General features: G+C 66.2%; 13 protein-coding genes. 7 read left to right on the plus strand and 6 right to left on the minus strand.

Annotated elements, in window-relative coordinates:
* Positions 1–48: 48 nt before the first annotated feature.
* The 5 genes from ACP15I_RS19540 to ACP15I_RS19560 all read right to left on the minus strand — a co-directional run bounded on the left by ACP15I_RS19540 (position 49) and on the right by ACP15I_RS19560 (position 7,175).
* Complete coding sequence (locus ACP15I_RS19540) at positions 49–1,584, minus strand: ABC transporter ATP-binding protein (protein ID WP_424976331.1); 1,536 nt, start codon at positions 1,582–1,584, stop codon at positions 49–51.
* A complete protein-coding gene (gene xdhC, locus ACP15I_RS19545; RefSeq protein ID WP_424976332.1) occupies positions 1,581–2,531 on the minus strand; it encodes a xanthine dehydrogenase accessory protein XdhC in 951 nt (316 codons plus the stop codon). The genes ACP15I_RS19540 and xdhC overlap by 4 nt, the downstream gene beginning before the upstream one ends.
* Entirely contained in the window at positions 2,528–4,882 is a 2,355-nt protein-coding gene (gene xdhB / locus ACP15I_RS19550) for a xanthine dehydrogenase molybdopterin binding subunit (RefSeq protein WP_424976333.1), read from the minus strand. Before xdhB ends, xdhC begins: the two co-directional genes overlap by 4 nt.
* A complete protein-coding gene (gene xdhA, locus ACP15I_RS19555; RefSeq protein ID WP_424976334.1) occupies positions 4,879–6,276 on the minus strand; it encodes a xanthine dehydrogenase small subunit in 1,398 nt (465 codons plus the stop codon). Before xdhA ends, xdhB begins: the two co-directional genes overlap by 4 nt.
* A gap of 302 nt (positions 6,277–6,578) precedes the next feature.
* Positions 6,579–7,175 (minus strand): J domain-containing protein, encoded by a 597-nt coding sequence (locus ACP15I_RS19560; protein ID WP_424976335.1) that lies wholly within the window; start codon positions 7,173–7,175, stop codon positions 6,579–6,581.
* A gap of 213 nt (positions 7,176–7,388) precedes the next feature.
* On the opposite strand from ACP15I_RS19560, the gene dnaE reads away from it, so the two are divergent.
* On the plus strand, positions 7,389–10,877 hold the full coding sequence (dnaE, locus tag ACP15I_RS19565) for a DNA polymerase III subunit alpha (protein WP_424976336.1): 3,489 nt from the start codon (positions 7,389–7,391) through the stop codon (positions 10,875–10,877).
* A gap of 225 nt (positions 10,878–11,102) precedes the next feature.
* Here the strand turns inward: dnaE and ACP15I_RS19570 are convergent, their stop codons facing one another.
* Complete coding sequence (locus ACP15I_RS19570; protein ID WP_424976337.1) at positions 11,103–11,312, minus strand: SlyX family protein; 210 nt, start codon at positions 11,310–11,312, stop codon at positions 11,103–11,105.
* A gap of 94 nt (positions 11,313–11,406) precedes the next feature.
* Between ACP15I_RS19570 and hisS the strand changes: the two genes are divergently transcribed.
* Genes hisS through ACP15I_RS19600 form a run of 6 tightly spaced genes read left to right on the plus strand, consistent with a single transcriptional unit; the run spans position 11,407 to position 17,183 of the window.
* Complete coding sequence (gene hisS, locus ACP15I_RS19575) at positions 11,407–12,900, plus strand: histidine--tRNA ligase (RefSeq protein ID WP_424967942.1); 1,494 nt, start codon at positions 11,407–11,409, stop codon at positions 12,898–12,900.
* A gap of 4 nt (positions 12,901–12,904) precedes the next feature.
* Positions 12,905–14,011 carry an ATP phosphoribosyltransferase regulatory subunit gene (locus tag ACP15I_RS19580; RefSeq protein WP_424967941.1) on the plus strand — a complete coding sequence of 369 codons (1,107 nt, stop codon included), beginning with the start codon at positions 12,905–12,907 and terminating at the stop codon, positions 14,009–14,011.
* Positions 14,008–14,730, plus strand: a complete 723-nt coding sequence (gene hisG, locus ACP15I_RS19585) for an ATP phosphoribosyltransferase (RefSeq protein WP_424976338.1) — start codon at positions 14,008–14,010, stop codon at positions 14,728–14,730. Before ACP15I_RS19580 ends, hisG begins: the two co-directional genes overlap by 4 nt.
* Positions 14,723–15,568: a pantoate--beta-alanine ligase gene (panC, locus tag ACP15I_RS19590; RefSeq protein ID WP_424967939.1), complete on the plus strand. Its 846-nt coding sequence runs from the start codon at positions 14,723–14,725 to the stop codon at positions 15,566–15,568. The genes hisG and panC overlap by 8 nt, the downstream gene beginning before the upstream one ends.
* A 3-nt stretch (positions 15,569–15,571) precedes the next feature.
* Positions 15,572–16,612, plus strand: coding sequence for a PLP-dependent cysteine synthase family protein (locus tag ACP15I_RS19595; RefSeq protein ID WP_424976339.1), 1,041 nt, complete (start codon positions 15,572–15,574; stop codon positions 16,610–16,612).
* A 31-nt stretch (positions 16,613–16,643) separates the two neighbouring features.
* Positions 16,644–17,183: an amino acid synthesis family protein gene (locus ACP15I_RS19600; RefSeq protein WP_424976340.1), complete on the plus strand. Its 540-nt coding sequence runs from the start codon at positions 16,644–16,646 to the stop codon at positions 17,181–17,183.
* The last annotated feature ends 5 nt before the right edge of the window (positions 17,184–17,188 follow it).

Raw genomic sequence — 17,188 nt, forward strand, 5'->3', positions numbered from 1 at the left:
GAGCCTCCGGCGGGGATATTTAGGGACTTAAGACAGCAGGGGGTGCATTCAGCCATGAAGCACCGCCTCGGCATCCTTTGCGGGCGCGTCCATGTCATGGGCCCCGCCCAGCATCAGGCCGATCTGGTCCACGGTCAGCCCGGCGGCGGGGACCTTGGCGCTCAGCCGTCCGCCATTCAGGGCGGCGAAGGTGTCGGAAATCTCCATCAGCTCGTCGAGATCCTGGCTGATCACCACCAGCGCCGTGCCGCCGGCGGCGAGATCCAGCAGCGCTTGCCGGATGGCGGCGGCCGCCGAGGCATCGACGCCCCAGGTCGGCTGGTTCACCACGAGCACCTCGGGGCGTTGCAACACCTCGCGCCCGATGACGAATTTCTGCAAGTTGCCGCCCGAAAGCGCGCGGGCCGCGGCCCCCGGGCCCGGGGTGCGGACATCGAACTCTGCGATGATCCGCTCGGCAAAGGCCCGGGTCTTGCCCCAGTCGAGAAAGCCCTTGCGGGTCAGGTTCTCGCGCACGGATCCCGTGAGCAGGGCATTCTCCGTCAGGCTCATATCCGGGGCGGCGGCATGGCCGAGCCGTTCCTCCGGACCGCTGAGCACGCCGAGATGGCGGCGCGCCGTGGGGCCCGCGGCGCTGATCGGCTTGCCATGGAGGAAAATCGCATCCTCGGCCCGCCGCTCGCCGGAGATGGCCGCCAGAAGTTCATCCTGGCCATTGCCCGCGACACCGCCGATGCCCAGCACCTCGCCCGCGCGCACGCTGAGCGTGATGTCGCGCAAGGGCGTGCCGAATTGCGTGGCGGCGGGCAGGGACAGATTGCGCAGTTCCAGCACCGGTTCCCCATGGGCGTTGCCTGCCGATTTCGTCTGCTGCAGGGTCTTGCCCACCATCTTCTCGGCCAGCTCGCGGGCCGAGCTCTCGCGCGGGTCGCAGGTGCCCACCACCTTGCCCAGCCGCAGGATCGTCGCGCTGTCGCAGAGGCTGCGGATCTCTTCCAGCTTGTGCGAGATATAGAGGATCGCCGTGCCCTCATCGCGCAGCTTGTTCAGGGTGGCGAAGAGGATCTCGACCTCCTGCGGGGTCAGGACCGAGGTTGGCTCATCCATGATCAGCAGTTTCGGATCCTGTAGCAAGCAGCGGATGATCTCGACCCTCTGGCGCTCGCCTGCGCTCAGCGTGCCGACAAGACGCGCCGGATCGAGGGGCAGGCCATAGGCGTGGCTGACTTCCGTGATCCGGGCGGCCAGATCGCGCATCCGGGGCGGATCCTCCATCCCCAGCGCGATGTTCTCGGCGACGGTCAGCGCCTCGAACAGGCTGAAATGCTGGAACACCATGGCCACGCCCGAGGCGCGCGCGATCCGGGGTTCGGGCGGGGCAAAGGCGGCGCCGCGCAGGGTCATGGCGCCGCTATCGGGACGCACGAGCCCGTAGATCATCTTGACGAGCGTGGATTTGCCCGCGCCATTCTCGCCCAGCAGGGCATGGACCTCGCCCTGGGCGATCTCGAAAGAGACGTCATCATTGGCGACCACGCCCGGATAGGCTTTGGTCAGGTGCTCAACGGTCAGCAGCGAGGTCACGCGCGGGCCTCGCGGGGCGGTATCTGTGCGGGTCTTTTCATCATCTGCTCGGAAAGTAGGCTGGCGGCGACGCCCACGGCAATGGCCTGCGGGTGTTTGCCGAGGCTCGGATCGCCGATTGGGCAGGTGATGCGCGAAATTTGGGCAGACCCATGGCCCAGTTGCGCCAGCCGGGACCGGAAGCGGGCCCATTTTGTCTGCGATCCGATCAGCCCGATCCCGGCGCAGGGCTGCTGCAGCAGCGCGTGACACAGCTCGAGGTCGATTGTGTGAGAATAGGTCAGGATGAGATGCGCCGCATCCGGTGGGGCCAGACGCGCCGCCGCGGCCGGGTCCGGGGCCGGCAGACAGGAGACGCAAGCGGGCACGGCTTCGGGGAAGCGATCCGGCCCGGTATCCACCCAGGTGATCGCCAGATCCGGCAGCGGGGCGAGCGTATGGACCAGCGCGCGCCCCACATGCCCGGCCCCATAGATCCAGAGGGGCCGCTGCGGGGGCGCCACCGCCTCCACCACCCAGCCATCGCGCAAAAGCAGTGTGGGAACCTGTCCCTGTCCGCGGGCGTCTGCCAACACCCGCCGCAGGGCCAGCGGCGCGTCCCCGGTGGTGCCGGGCAGGGGGCGCACGGACAGAGGCGCGTCGAGCTGGGCCACGCGCTGCGCGTCGTAAAACTCGGTCAACAAGGTCACCGCCCCGCCGCAGCACTGGCCCAGTCCGGGCCCGAGCGGGATCGGGTCGAGCCGGTCGGTCCAGCTCTCCCGCGCCCGTGCGGCGGCTTCGAATTCCAACGCGCCGCCTCCGATGGTCCCCGACTGGCCGCCTTCCCAAACGAGCATGGCCGCCCCGACCTCGCGCGGCACCGAGCCCCGGATCTCGGCCACCACGACCCGGGCCACCGGCCCATGGGCGGCGATCGCCGCGCGCAAGGCGTCCGGATCGAGGCTCATGCCGTGCCCCGCACGCGCTCAATCGCCCAGAGCACCCGCTCCGGCGTCGCCGGCGCGTCAAGCGCGGGGTAAAGCGCCCCGTCGCCGCAAGCCGCCACCGCATCTGAGAGTGCCATCAGCGCCGAAATCCCTAGCATCAGCGGCGGCTCCCCCACCGCCTTGGAGCGATAGACCGTCTCCTCGCGGTTCGATCCTTCCCAGAGCGCGACATTGAACACAGGCGGCGTATCCCCCACCGCCGGGATCTTGTAGGTGGAGGGCGCATGGGTCCTGAGCCGTCCGGCCTTGTCCCAGACCAGCTCTTCCATGGTGAGCCAGCCCGCACCCTGCACATACCCGCCCTCGATCTGGCCAATATCCAGGGCGGGGTTCAGGGACGCCCCGGCATCATGGAGGATATCCGTGCGCAAAATCCGGTACTCGCCGGTCAGCGTGTCTACCGCGACCTCGGTCAGGGCGGCCCCATAGGCGAAATAGTAGAACGGCCGACCTTCCCCCTTGATCCGGTCCCAGACGATCTTGGGCGTCTTGTAGAACCCCGTCGCCGAGAGGCTGACCCGGGACATATAGGCCTTCTGCACCGCCTCCGGGAAGGAGATCTCGGCCCCACCCGCGCGCAGCATGCCGCCCTCGAACACGATGTCTTCGGGCCGCGCCTGCAGATCCGGGGCGATGCATTCCGCGATCCTGTCGCGAATGGTGTCGCAGGCCGCCTGTACCGCCATCCCGTTCAAATCCGAGCCCGAGGAGGCCGCCGTGGCCGAGGTGTTGGGCACCTTGCCCGTGTCCGTTGCGGTGATCTTGACCGCGCCGACATCGACCCCGAACCGCGCCGCGGCGACCTGCGCGACCTTCTGGAATAGGCCCTGTCCCATCTCGGTGCCGCCATGGTTCATGTGGATCGAGCCATCCTGGTAAACATGCACCAGCGCGCCCGCCTGATTGAGATGGGTCAGCGTGAAAGAGATCCCGAATTTCACCGGTGTCAGGGCGAGACCCCGCTTGATCAGGGGGCTCGTCTCGTTCCAGGCCCGGATCTGCGCCCGCCGCACGCCGTACTCGGCCTGCTGTGCAAGCTGATCCGTCAATCCATGCAGGACGAAGTCCTCCACAGGCATGTGATAGGGCGTGGTCTGAACCGCACCCTCCGGCTTAAGTCCGGAAATATCCTCGGGGGGGCTGCCAGCGGCAGCGGGGGGCAGACAGCCCCCCTCCGCATAGTAATTCAGGCGCCGCACGTCGAGCGGGTCGCGGCCGACGGCAAAGGCAATATGATCCAGCACGCGCTCGATCCCGACCATGCCTTGGGGGCCGCCAAACCCGCGAAAGGCGGTGTTGGACTGGGTGTTTGTTCGCAGCCGATGCGAACGGATCGAGACATGCTCCAGATGATAGGCATTGTCCGCATGGAGCATCGCCCGGTCCGCCACCGGCAGGCTCAGATCCATGGACCAGCCACAGCGGCAATACTGCTCAAAGGCGAGGCCGAGAATGCGCCCCGCATCGTCGATCCCGACCCGGTAGTCGATGCGGAAGTCATGGCGCTTGCCGGTGATGACCATGTCGTCATCCCGGTCATAGCGCATCTTGGCCGGCCGCCCGGTCAGGGCTGCGACCACCGCGCAGGAACAGGCCAGCGCGTTGCCCTGGCTCTCCTTGCCGCCGAACCCGCCGCCCATCCGTCGGATCTCGACCCGGACCGCGTGCATCGGGACCCCAAGGGTCTCGGCGACCTTGTGCTGGATCTCGGTCGGATGCTGGGTCGAGGAATGGACGACCATGTCGCCCCCTTCCTGGGGCAAGGCCAGCGCGGCCTGACCCTCAAGGTAGAAATGCTCCTGCCCGCCGATTTCGATGCTACCCTCGATCACCTTCGGGGCCGTGGCCAGCGCGGCCTCGGCGTCGCCCTTGGTGTAGTGCCGGGGGGCGTCCTCGAAGATCGCATTCGCCTCAATGGCATCCTCGATACTCAGGAGCGCGGGCTTCTCCGCATAGGTGATCCGGGCCAGACGCACGGCCTTGCGCGCGGCCAGATGGCTCTCGGCGGCCACGACAAAAATCGGCTGGCCAACATAGTGCACCGTGCCGGTGGCGAGCATGGGCTCGGGCGCCGGGGAGGGCGAGACGTCGTTGTGATGGGGCAGGTCATCTGCCGTGAGAACTAAAGCCACGCCGGGGGCCGCCCGCACGGCCTCCAGATCCAGAGCGGTGATCTCGCCATGGGCGATCTCGCTCAACCCGAAGGCCAGATGCAGGGCATTGGCTGGGGTGGGGATGTCATCCACATAACGCGCCGCGCCTGTCACATGGAGCTTGGCGGCGTCATGGGGGAGGGGTTTGGCGACGCTCATGGGCGCACCTGCGCGAGCGAGGTCGCCGCCCCGTCGAGATCTGCCATGTAGCGATGCAGCATGTTCTGCGCTGTGCGCAAACGGTACGGGGCAGATGCCCGCATGTCGCTCAGAGGGGTGAAATCCTCCGACAGGGCTGTTGCCGCGGCCTCGAAAGAGGCGGTGGTCCAGGGCGCGCCGGTCAAAGCCTGTTCTGCCGCGGAGGCCCGTTTCGGGATCCCGGCCATGCCGCCGAACACGATGCGCGTCCGCGCGATGGTGTCGCCATCGCGCTCCAGATTGAGGGCTCCGCAAACCGCCGAGATGTCCTGATCGAACCGTTTCGAGAGCTTGTAGACCCGCAAGCCCGTCTGGCCCCGGGGAATGGTGATCGCCTCGACGAATTCGCCTTGGGCACGATCCTGCTTGCCGTAATCGAGAAAGAACGCCTCCAACGGTATCTCGCGGCGCTTGTCCCGGTGCCGCAGATGGAGCGTGGCACCCAGCGCGATCAGGGGCGGGGGGCTGTCCCCAATCGGGGATCCGTTGGCGATGTTGCCGCCCAACGTCGCCGCATTGCGGACCTGGACCGAGCCGTAGCGGCGGAGCATCTCGGCAAGGCTCGGATAGTCGTCGCAGACCAGCTCCAGAAGCTCCGAAATCGTCACCATGGCACCGACCTGCCAGTGGTCCTTTGTGGTGTGAACTGTCTTGAGATCCTCGCAACCCGACAGGTAGGCGACGGGGGACAGCGCGCGCAGCTGCTTGGTCACCCAGAGTCCGACATCCGTGGCCCCGGCGATCAGGGTCGCCTCGGGGTTGTCCGCGTACCATGTGGCGAGCGCGTCGGAGGAGCGTGGCTGCACCACGCCCGCCTCCGCGCCCGCTGTCGTGGCCTCCCGCGCTTCGGACACCGGCCCGGGCAGAGGCGGCTCGATCATCCAGTCCGGCACCGGCGCATCGGAGGCGGCTTCGGCGGCGCGCAGGATCGGGGCATATCCGGTGCAACGGCAGAGATTGCCGGCGAGCTGGGTGGCGTAGTCGGTTTTGCCCGCGCTATGGGCGCAGGCGAGGGTGGCGATGATCCCGGGCGTGCAGAACCCGCATTGGCTGCCATGATGGGTCACCATCGCCTCCTGCATCGGGTGCAGGCCGCCATCGGGTCCGGCGATCCCTTCAACGGTGCGCACGGCCTTGCCCTCGAGCTGCGGCAGAAAGAGGATGCAGGCATTCAGGGTCCTGGGTCCATCCGCATCGGTCACGATCACCGTGCACGCGCCGCAATCGCCTTCGTTGCAGCCCTCTTTCGTGCCGGTCAGCCCGCGCCGCTCACGCAGCCAATCCAACAGGGTCCGCGTTGCCGGTTCATCCGCAACGCGCACGGTCTCTCCATTCAGAAGAAACGTGGTCTCCATAGATTTGTGCCCGCCGCGTTACTGAAGAGGGAGGGTTCTGCGGCCTTCGATGCGGCGTAGAAGGCAGCCCCTCATGCTTGGATCAACCCAGAACAGGAAACCGGGGATCACAGCGCTTTGCAAGAGATTTGGCGCGGGACTGTCATGGTTTTGCGCAGATGCCTAATCCTTTGGCATCTCCCCCGGGGCGCGGGGCGTCCGGTCAAACCCCGAGACCGGAGCGCAAGATCGAGCGGGATGTCTCACCAAACCCTTTCAAAACTGGTTGGGGTTTGATCGATGCTTGAGTCGAATTTTAGGGATCAGGCAAACCCAAAGGTGCGCTGCGCTGCCTTGGGTTCAAAGGCGGACAGGGCGTCCATGAAGCGCGCGCGGGCGACGGCTGCGGCGCTGATCTCTGCACCGGTGCGGGCCTTGGCACGTGCGGCGGCTTCGGCTTGGGCGCGGGCGGCAGCCTCGGCCTTGGCGCGAGCCGCGGCGTCTGCCTTGGCCTTGGCGCGGGCGGCGGCCTCGGCTTGGGCGCGGGCGGCTGCCTCAGCCTTGGCACGAGCCGCGGCGTCTGCCTTGGCGCGGGCAGCGGCTTCGGCCTTGGCGCGGGCAGCGGCTTCGGCCTTGGCACGAGCTGCGGCGTCTGCCTTGGCGCGAGCGGCCGCTTCGGCCTGGGCGTCGGCGCGGTTGGTCTGAGCGGCACGCGGGCCCTGCTCGGCCCAGACCCAGACGAGGTCAAACGCGGCATTGATCTCGGCCAGACGGGCATTGGCCGTTTCCTTGCAGCCCTCGGCCTGATCCGGGTGATGGATCCGCACCAGCTTGCGCCATGCCTTCCGGATCACGGCGACATCGGTGGTCGGTGCGAGGCCGAGAAGAGCGAAGGCGGTCTTGGTAGCTGCGTCGATCATGTCGTATCCATCCAGGTCTTTGCGTTTGTTCGAAGCTTTGAAGCAAGTTCGGGTCAAAAGCGTCTAAAATGCACACTAAATGCAACGGGCCTCCGCGGGCAGTGATTTCTTGCCCGACAGTTAATGCCCGGCTCGCGCGTTAACACTTGATTATCCACAAAATAGAGTGGTCTGACGCTTTCCGCCCGCAATCTCTTGCGCTAATTTCCTGTTATGCTTGATCCCCGATTCATCCATCTGCGCGTGCACACCGAATACTCCCTCCTCGAGGGGGCAATGCGGCTCAAGAAGCTGCCGGATCTGACGGCCAAGGCGGGCATGCCCGCGATCGCCCTGACCGACACGAACAACATGTTCGCCGCTCTGGAATTCTCGGAGGCGATGTCCAAGGCGGGCATCCAGCCGATCATCGGCTGTCAGGTGGATCTGGAGTTCGACCCCGCCGCCCCAGGGGAGCGTCCGCGCGCGCCGGCCCCGCTCGTCCTGCTGGCGCAGACCGAACGGGGATATGAGAACCTGATGAAGCTCAACTCCTGTCTCTATGTGGACAAGGGCGGGCAGTTGCCGCAGGTCACTCTGGCGGAGCTTGAAAGCCTGAGCAGCGATCTCATCTGCCTGACGGGCGGACCGCGCGGCCCGGTCGGGCGCTTGCTGTCAGCTGGGCAAAAACCCAAGGCCGAGGCGCTGATGGCGCGGCTCAAGGCGGCGTTCGACACGCGGCTCTATGTGGAATTGCAGCGCCATCCGGGTGATCCGGTCTGCGCTGAGACCGAGCCGGGCATGGTCGGGCTGGCCTATGCGATGGACCTGCCGCTGGTGGCGACCAATGACGTCTACTTCCCGAACGAGTCCATGTACGAGGCCCATGATGCGCTGATCTGCATCGCCGAAGGGGCTTATGTGGACCAGCAAGCCGATCGCCGTCGCCTGACGGACCAGCACTATTTCAAGACCCAGACCGAGATGGCGACTCTCTTTGCGGATCTGCCCGAGGCCATCGAGAACACGGTGGAGATCGCCCGCCGCTGTGCCTTCAAGGCCTATAAACGCGACCCGATCCTGCCGAAATTCGCCGATGACGAGGTGGCTGAACTGCGTCGGATGGCCAAGGAGGGGCTGGCCAAACGTCTGGCGGTCATCCCCCATGCGACCTCGGTGGAGGAATACGAAAAGCGGCTCGATTTCGAGCTCGGGATCATCGAGGGGATGGGCTTTCCAGGCTATTTCCTGATCGTGGCGGATTTCATCCAGTGGTCCAAGGATCACAACATCCCGGTGGGGCCGGGGCGGGGCTCGGGCGCGGGGTCCCTCGTGGCCTATGCGCTGACCATTACCGATCTCGACCCGCTGCGCTATTCGCTTCTGTTCGAGCGGTTCCTGAACCCCGAACGGATCTCGATGCCGGATTTCGACATCGACTTCTGCATGGATCGCCGCGAAGAGGTGATCCGCTACGTGCAAGAGAAATACGGGCGCGACAAGGTGGGCCAGATCATCACCTTCGGCGCGCTTTTGTCCAAGGCTGCGGTGCGCGATGTGGGCCGGGTGCTGCAGATGCCCTATGGGCAGGTGGACCGGCTGAGCAAGATGATCCCGGTGGAAGGGGTGAAGCCGGTGTCCATCGAAAAGGCACTGGCCGATGAGCCGCGCCTGCGCGAAGAGGCCAAGGCCGAGGAGGTCGTGGACCGGCTCCTGAAATACGGGATGCAGGTCGAGGGGCTGCTGCGGAATGCCTCCACCCATGCCGCCGGCGTGGTGATCGGGGACCGACCGCTCGATGCGCTGGTGCCGCTCTATCAGGATCCGCGCTCGGACATGCCGGCAACCCAGTTCAACATGAAATGGGTGGAGCAGGCCGGGCTGGTGAAGTTCGACTTCCTCGGGCTGAAAACCCTGACGGTGATCCAGAACGCGGTGGACCTGATCCTCGCTAGCGGGCGGGACCTGCATATCGCCGCCGATGGCACCGAGCTCTATACGCCCAAACCCGGCACCGAGAACGACATCAACGCGATCCCGCTGGATGACGAGGCGTCCTACAAGCTCTATGCCGCCGCCAAGACCGTCGCCGTGTTCCAGGTGGAAAGTACGGGCATGATGGACGCCCTGCGGCGCATGAAGCCCGACTGTATCGAGGATATCATCGCACTTGTGGCGCTCTACCGCCCCGGCCCGATGGAGAACATTCCGAAATTCTGCGAGGTGAAGAACAAGGTCAGCGAGCGGGAATTGCTGCATCCGACGGTGGATCACATCCTCGACGAGACCCAGGGCATAATCGTCTATCAGGAACAGGTGATGCAGATCGCCCAGGAGATGGCGGGCTACACGCTCGGCGGGGCCGACATGCTGCGCCGCGCCATGGGCAAGAAGATCCAGGAGGCGATGGACGCCGAGCGCCCGAAATTCCTCGCAGGCGCCAAGGAGAACGGCGTCGACAAGGACAAGGCGCTGGAGGTCTGGAACCTTCTCGACAAGTTCGCCAATTACGGCTTCAACAAATCCCACGCAGCGGCCTATGCGGTGGTGAGCTACCAGACCGCCTGGCTCAAGGCGAACCACCCGGTGGAGTTCATGGCGGGTGTCATGAATTGCGATATCCACCTGACCGACAAGCTCGCGGTCTATGCCGAGGAAGTGCGGCGCGGGCTCGATCTGGAGATTGTGCCGCCTTGCGTGAACCGCTCGCTCGCGACCTTCTCGGTGACCGAGGGCAAGCTGGTCTATGGCCTCGGCGCGCTCAAGAATGTCGGCGCCGACGCGATGGAGCTGGTGGTGGCCGGGCGCGGAGACAAGCCCTTTGTGACCCTGTTCGACCTCGCGCGGCGCGTGGATCTGAAACGGGTCGGCAAACGCCCGCTGGAGATGCTCGCCCGGGCCGGGGCCTTCGACCAGCTCGATGGCAATCGGCGGCGGGTCTTCCAAAGCCTCGACGGCCTCGTGGCCTATTCCGCCGCGATCTTCGAACAACGTGCCTCGGCCCAGGTCTCGCTCTTTGGCGAGGCGGGTGAGGACCTGCCGGAGCCGCGGATCCTGCCCTGCGATGACTGGCTGCCCGCCGAACGGCTCGCAGAAGAGCATAAGGCCGTCGGCTTCTACCTCTCGGGGCACCCGCTCGATGATTATATGGGGGCTTTGAAGCGGAAAGGCGTCGTGACGCTTGAGGCTCTGACCCAGCAAATGGATCGCGGTGCGGCCGTGGCCAAGATCGCGGGCACCGTGGCCGGGCGGCAGGAGCGTAAATCCGCGCGCGGCAATCGCTTTGCTTTCGTGCAGGCCTCGGACCCGACAGGGCTCTACGAGGTGACGGTCTTCTCCGATACGCTGGAGACGGCCCGACCCCATCTTGAAACCGGCAAGAATGTGGTGCTGACCGTCGAGGCGACCCTGGAGGCGGATCAGCTCAAGCTGCTCTGCCGCTCGGCGGCGCCGATTGATGACGCGGTCTCGGATGCCAAGGGCATGATGGGGCTGCGGATCTTCGTGGATGATGACGAGGCGGTGCCCAATATCGCGGGTCTGCTCGGGCGTATGGCCGAAGATCCCAGTATCCGGACCCGCGGCCCGATCACTCTGGCCCTTGTCGATCCCGACCTGCCCGGAGAGGTCGATGTCCTTCTGGGAGAGACCCTGCCGGTCAATCCGCAGATCAAGGGCGCACTCAAGAGCCTGTCCGGCGTGGCCATGGTCGAAGAGCTTTGAGCCTTGCGGCAAGCTTAAGTCCGGAAATATCCCCGCCGGAGGCCCAAAATCCGCCCGAGCAGAGCTCGGGCCAACTGGCCTGCGGCCAGTGCCTCCGGCGGGGATATTTTAAGACTTAAGAAACCAGAATCGCGGCAATTTCAGTTTACGGTACAGGCGGGGACGCCGATGACCGTGACTTAAGGGATACCTCGCCGCGCTGGCGGGGTATTCTTGTATCCGGGCTCAGTAATGGGGCGGGCGCTCGTCGCCGAGGATGACGCCGCCGGTGCCTTCGGCCTCGCGGGTGGCTTCGCGTTCCATCAGGCGGCGCAGGCGGGCCTCGATCAGGTCGATCTGGCGGGCCTGCGTGGCGATGACCTCGGACAGCTCGTCGATGGCCTTTTCCTGATAGGCCAGTTTCTCCTCCAGCCGGTCGATTGCTGCCTGAGACATCTTTCCGCTTCCCCTTCTTGGCGGGCGCCCTTGTCTTGCTCCTGTGCCTTTGCTCCGCTAAACGCGGGCGCACCAGACCCAATGGAGCCATTCGATGGCCAAGCCCAAGAAAACACCGCGCCCCAAGGCACAGACGCCGAAGGGCTTTCGCGACTATTTCGGCGCTGACGTGACCGAACGCAAGGCCATGCTCGACCGCATTGCCGAGGTGTATCATTTGTATGGCTTCGATCCGCTGGAAACCTCGGCGGTGGAAACGGTCGAAGCGCTGGGAAAGTTCCTGCCGGATGTGGACCGCCCCAATGAGGGCGTCTTTGCCTGGCAGGAGGAGGAAAGCGACTGGCTCGCGTTGCGCTATGACCTGACCGCGCCGCTGGCCCGGGTCGCCGCGCAGTATCGCAACGATCTGCCCAGCCCCTATCGCCGCTATGCGATGGGACCGGTCTGGCGCAATGAAAAGCCGGGGCCGGGGCGGTTCCGCCAGTTCTACCAATGCGATGCGGATACGGTCGGCGCGCCCAGCGTCGCCGCCGATGCCGAGGTTTGCGCCATGCTGTCGACCGCGCTGGAGGCGGTCGGGATCGAGCGCGGCGATTACATCGTGCGGGTCAACAATCGCAAGGTGCTCAACGGCGTGATGGAGGCGGCAGGGGTGCTCGACCCGTCCGATCCGGAGAAATTCGCCGCCGAACGCGGCATCGTTCTGCGCGCCATCGACAAGCTCGACCGGCTGGGCACCGAGGGCGTTCGGGCTCTGCTTGGGGCCGGGCGCAAGGATGAGAGCGGTGATTTCACCGACGGGGCCGGGCTCAGCGATGCGCAGGCCGAGCGCGTCATGGCCTTCATGGCCGCCAAGCGTGCCACCGCGGCAGAGACCTGTGCGGCGCTGGCCGATCTGGTTGGCGGGTCCAAGGCCGGGGCCGAGGGCGTGACCGAGCTCGAGACAATCGCGACGCTGATGGAGGCGCAAGGCTACGGCGCGGACCGGATCGAAATCGACCCGAGCGTGGTGCGCGGTCTTGGCTACTATACAGGTCCCGTCTTCGAGGCCGAGCTGACCTTCGATGTCCAGAACGACAAGGGCCAGACTGTGCAGTTCGGCTCTGTTGCCGGGGGCGGGCGCTATGATGATCTGGTAAAGCGCTTCACCGGGCAGGCCGTGCCTGCGACCGGGGTGTCCATCGGGGTAGACCGGCTGCTCGCAGCGTTGCGGGCCAAGGGCAAGGCGCAGGCCGCAGCCCCGGGGCCCGTGATTGTCACGGTGATGGATCGTGACCGCATCGCCGACTACCAGACCATGGTCGGCACCCTGCGCGAGGCGGGCATCCGGGCAGAGCTCTATCTCGGAAACCCCAAGAACTTTGGCAACCAGCTCAAATACGCGGATAAGCGCGGCGCGCCCATGGCGGTGATCCAGGGCTCGGACGAGGCCGCACGCGGCGTGGTCCAGATCAAGGATCTGGTGCTCGGGGCTCAGATCGCCGCGAGCGCCAGCCTCGACGAGTGGAAATCCCAGCCCGCGCAGCGGGAGGTGGCGGTCTCGGACCTGGTGGCCGAGGTGCAGGCGATCCTCGGTCGCGGAGCCTGATGCCATGACCATTTCCCAAGCGGATCGTGCGGTCGGCGCGCGGCTCTTCTCGGCATTCCAAGCGGCGGGGGCGGCTCCGGTGGATGCGGATATCCTGCAGCCTGCCGAAACGCTCCTCGATCTTTATGGCGAGACGATCCGGCACCGGGCCTATGTTACCGCCGATGCGGTGCGGGGCGAGCAGATGCTGCGCCCGGATTTCACGGTGCCCGTCGTGCAAATGCACATGAGCGAGGGGGCCGAGCCCGCGCGCTACGCCTATATGGGCGAGGTCTTTCGCAAACAGGCCGCAGGTGTCGAGCGCCCGCGCGAGTTCCTGCAGGCGGGCTACGAGGTGTTTGACGGCCATGACCCAGCCGCCGCAGATGCCGAGGTCTTTGCCCTGTTGCGCGTGCAGCTGGCGCATCTGCCAACCCGGGCGGTGATCGGCGATATCGGCATTCTGCGCGCGGCCATTGTCGGGTTGACCACCACGCCCGAGCGTCGGGCGGCCCTGCTGCGCCATATTTGGCGCCCGCGCCGGTTCCGCGCGCTGCTGAGCCGGTTTGGCGGACAATTGCCCGAACCCGAGGGCCGCGCCGCGCTGGTCACGGAGGTGGCCGAGAAGGGCGTCGCCGCTGTGCTTGCCGCCAATGGCCCGGATATGGGCCGGCGCAGCCCCGAGGAGATCACCGCCCGCATCGACCGGTTGCGCGCGGATCAGGACACGGCGCCGATCCCGGCGGCGGAGGTCTCGGTGCTTGAGGATATCTCGCGCCTGCGCGAGAGCGCCCCGAACGCGCTGGAGCGGTTGCGGGATCTCGCGGTGGATCTTCCGACGCTGACCCCGGCGCTCGACCAGATGGAGGCCCGGCTGGAGGCCTTGTCGGCCCGGGGCGAGGATCCGGCGGCGCTGGAATTCGATGGCACCTATGGGCGCGCTTCGCTGGAATATTATGACGGGTTCGTCTTTGGCATCTTTTCGCGCGCACGGCCCCATATGGCGCCGGTGGCCTCGGGCGGGCGCTATGATGCGCTGACCTCGGTTCTGGGCCAGGGCCGGGCGATCCCGGCGGTGGGCGGGGTGATCCGCCCCGGTCTCGTCGCCGCGCTTGAGGAGGCTCTGCGATGACCCTGAAGCTCGGCGTGCCGTCCAAGGGGCGGCTGATGGAAAAGACCTTCGACTGGTTCGGCAAGCATGGCGTGACCCTGCGCCGGACCGGGTCGGATCGGGAATATGCAGGGGCGGTGGACGGGCTCGACAATGTCTCGCTCGTGCTGCTCTCGGCGGGGGAGATCCCGCGCGAACTGGCCGCCGGGCGCATTCATCTCGGCGTGACCGGCACGGATCTCGTGCAGGAGAAGCTGCCCGACTGGATGCGGCAGGTCCGCAGCCTCGAGGCGCTGGGCTTTGGCCATGCGGATCTGATCCTCGCGGTGCCGCGCTGCTGGGTCGATGTGGAAACGCTCGACGATCTCGACGCGGTGGCCGCGCAGTTCCGCGCCAATCACGGGTTCCGGCTGCGCATCGCAACGAAGTATCACCGTCTTGTCCATGCCCATCTGAGCGGGCATGGCGTCGCCGACTACCAGCTTGTCGACAGCCAGGGCGCGACCGAGGGCACGGTGGCGAACCTGACCGCCGAGGCGATTGCCGACATTACCTCGACCGGCGAGACTTTGCGCGCCAATCACCTTAAGATCCTGAAGGGTGAACCGGTGCTGCGCTCGCAGGCGACCCTGTTCGCGTCGCGCATGGCGCCCTGGGACGCCACCGCGCGCACGGCGCTACAGGCGCTGGGCACGGCACTGGGGCGCGACGACGTGACGGATGGAGTGTTCCATGACTGACGTGATCCGGGATGTGGCCTCCCTGCGGATGTTGCAGGGTATGTGGCGGCGCGCGGGCCAGAGCGTGGGGCTGGTGCCGACCATGGGCGCGCTCCATGCGGGGCATATGGCGCTGGTGGCGGCGGCGCGCGAGGAATGCGCCAAGGTTGTCGTGACGATCTTCGTGAACCCGACGCAGTTTGGCGCGAACGAGGATCTGGACGCCTATCCCGACACGTTCGACGCGGATCTGCAAATGCTGCGCGAGGCCGGGGTGGACGTGGTCTTCTCGCCGACGCGCGAGATCATGTATCCCGATGGCTTCAGCACCACGGTCAAGGTCGGCGGGCTGACGGATATGCTCTGCGGACAGACGCGCCCGGGGCATTTCGACGGGGTGACGCAAGTGGTCACCAAGCTCTTCAATCTGGGTCAGGCGGATCGCGCCTATTTCGGTCAGAAGGACTGGCAGCAGCTTGCCGTCGTCCGGCAGATGGCGCGCGATTTGAACTTCCCCACCGAGGTGATCGGCATTCCCACGGTGCGGGCCGAGGACGGGCTCGCGCTCAGCTCGCGCAACGCGTACCTGACCGAGGAAGAACGCGCCATCGCGCCGGGGATGCACAAGATCCTGCGCAACGCGGCGGCGCGGATCGCCCATGGGCATGGCGCTTCGGGGGTCTGCTATACGGCGGCCAAGGATGTGCTGGGCCTGGGGTTCAAGACGGTGGATTACCTCGAATGCCGGGACGCCACGACGCTGCAGATTGTCGAGGCGCCCAAGCCGGGCACGGCGCGCGTCTTCGTGGCCGCCAAGCTCGGGGGCGCGCGGCTGATCGACAACGTGGCGGTGAGATAGGTCATGAGCGCCTGGGTGCATGAGGCCGTCCGCAAGATCGAGGCGGATTTCCAACGCTCCGCCGATACCCATCTGTTCAAGCTCGAGCTGCCCGCCCTGCGCGATGTGGACATCTACCTCAAGGATGAGAGCACACACCCGACGGGCAGCCTGAAACACCGGCTGGCGCGGTCGCTGTTTCTCTATGCCCTGTGCAATGGCAAGCTCGCGCCCGAACGCCCGGTGATCGAGGCCTCATCGGGTAGCACGGCAGTGTCTGAGGCGTATTTCGCCAAGATGCTGGGCCTGCCCTTTGTCGCGGTGATGCCGCGCAAGACCGCGCCAAGCAAGATCGCCGAGATCGCCCGCTATGGCGGGCAGTGCCATTTCGTCGAGAGCGCGCCCGAGATGCATGACGCGGCCACCACGCTCGCCGCCGAGAGCGGCGGGTACTTCATGGACCAGTTCCTCTATGCAGAGCGGGCCACGGATTGGCGCGGCAACAACAACATTGCCGAGAGCATTTTCCGCCAGATGGCGCGGGAGCGTTTTCCGGTGCCTTCGGTGCTGGTGATGAGCGCCGGGACTGGCGGCACCTCCGCCACCCTGGGACGCTATATCCGCTATTGCGGGCACGCGACGCGGCTGGTGGTGGTCGATCCCGAGAATTCGGTGTTCTTCGACAGCTATACCCAGCGCGACGCGACGCTGACCCGGGCCTGTTCCAGCCGGATCGAGGGGATTGGGCGGCCCAAGGTCGAGAAATCTTTCCAGCCCGATGTGATCGACGCCATGCGACAGGTGCCCGATGCGGCCTCGGTTGCCACGACCCTGTGGCTGTCCGAACAGATCGGGCGCAAGGTCGGCGGTTCCACGGGGACAAACCTTTGGGGCGCGCTCGAGATCGCGGGCGAGATGCAGGCGGCGGGCAAGCGTGGGTCCATCGTGACGGTGATGTGCGACGGGGGGGAGCGGTATCTGAACACGTACCACAACCCGGACTGGGTCGCGGCGGAGTTTGGCGATCTTTCGGGCCCGTTGGGTGAACTGGATCGCTGGTCCTGACGCAGGCCGCACACACCGCAGAGGAGGTATCATGGACGAGCTCAGAGAGACACTTCTGCTGCGCGAGGTGATACGGACCGACCCCATGGGAACGCCGTGTTCTCCTGTGGTGCGCGTGGCGGCGCTGGCAGTGCTTCGAAATCCGCTGGCGGGGCAGGTGGTTGAAGATCTGACGCCGCTTTTTGCTTTGGGCGCCGACGCGGGCGCGCTTCTCGCCGCCGAGGCAGTCGCCGCGCTGGGCGCGCCCGCCGTGAGCTATGGAAAGGCAGCCCTCGTTGGTGTCGCCGGCGATATGGAGCATGGCGGCGCGGTTGTGCATCCCCGGCTCGGAGCGCCAATGCGGGCGGCGTCGGAGGGTGGGGCTGCAGTGATCCCGTCGAATGTGAAGCTGGCGGCGATGGGCACCGCCATCGACCTGCCGCTAGGTCACAAAGACGATGCCTGGTCCTTCGACCATTTCGACACGATGACTGTATCTGTCCCCGACGGTCCGCGCCCGGACGAGATCGTCCTGGCCCTGGCATATGCAACAGCCGGTCGTCCGAAACCCCGCTGCCCAAAGGGCGGCTGAACGGT

The sequence above is a fragment of the Dinoroseobacter sp. S124A genome, from assembly GCF_049801015.1.
GTDB lineage: Bacteria > Pseudomonadota > Alphaproteobacteria > Rhodobacterales > Rhodobacteraceae > Dinoroseobacter.

Coding starts and splice junctions, on each gene's coding strand:
- xdhC (WP_424976332.1), bottom strand. CDS start 2,531: ATGAGCCTCGATCCGGACGCCTTGCGCGCGGCGATCGCCGCCCATGGG.
- xdhB (WP_424976333.1), bottom strand. CDS start 4,882: ATGAGCGTCGCCAAACCCCTCCCCCATGACGCCGCCAAGCTCCATGTG.
- xdhA (WP_424976334.1), bottom strand. CDS start 6,276: ATGGAGACCACGTTTCTTCTGAATGGAGAGACCGTGCGCGTTGCGGAT.
- ACP15I_RS19560 (WP_424976335.1), bottom strand. CDS start 7,175: ATGATCGACGCAGCTACCAAGACCGCCTTCGCTCTTCTCGGCCTCGCA.
- dnaE (WP_424976336.1), top strand. CDS start 7,389: ATGCTTGATCCCCGATTCATCCATCTGCGCGTGCACACCGAATACTCC.
- ACP15I_RS19570 (WP_424976337.1), bottom strand. CDS start 11,312: ATGTCTCAGGCAGCAATCGACCGGCTGGAGGAGAAACTGGCCTATCAG.
- hisS (WP_424967942.1), top strand. CDS start 11,407: ATGGCCAAGCCCAAGAAAACACCGCGCCCCAAGGCACAGACGCCGAAG.
- ACP15I_RS19580 (WP_424967941.1), top strand. CDS start 12,905: ATGACCATTTCCCAAGCGGATCGTGCGGTCGGCGCGCGGCTCTTCTCG.
- hisG (WP_424976338.1), top strand. CDS start 14,008: ATGACCCTGAAGCTCGGCGTGCCGTCCAAGGGGCGGCTGATGGAAAAG.
- panC (WP_424967939.1), top strand. CDS start 14,723: ATGACTGACGTGATCCGGGATGTGGCCTCCCTGCGGATGTTGCAGGGT.
- ACP15I_RS19595 (WP_424976339.1), top strand. CDS start 15,572: ATGAGCGCCTGGGTGCATGAGGCCGTCCGCAAGATCGAGGCGGATTTC.
- ACP15I_RS19600 (WP_424976340.1), top strand. CDS start 16,644: ATGGACGAGCTCAGAGAGACACTTCTGCTGCGCGAGGTGATACGGACC.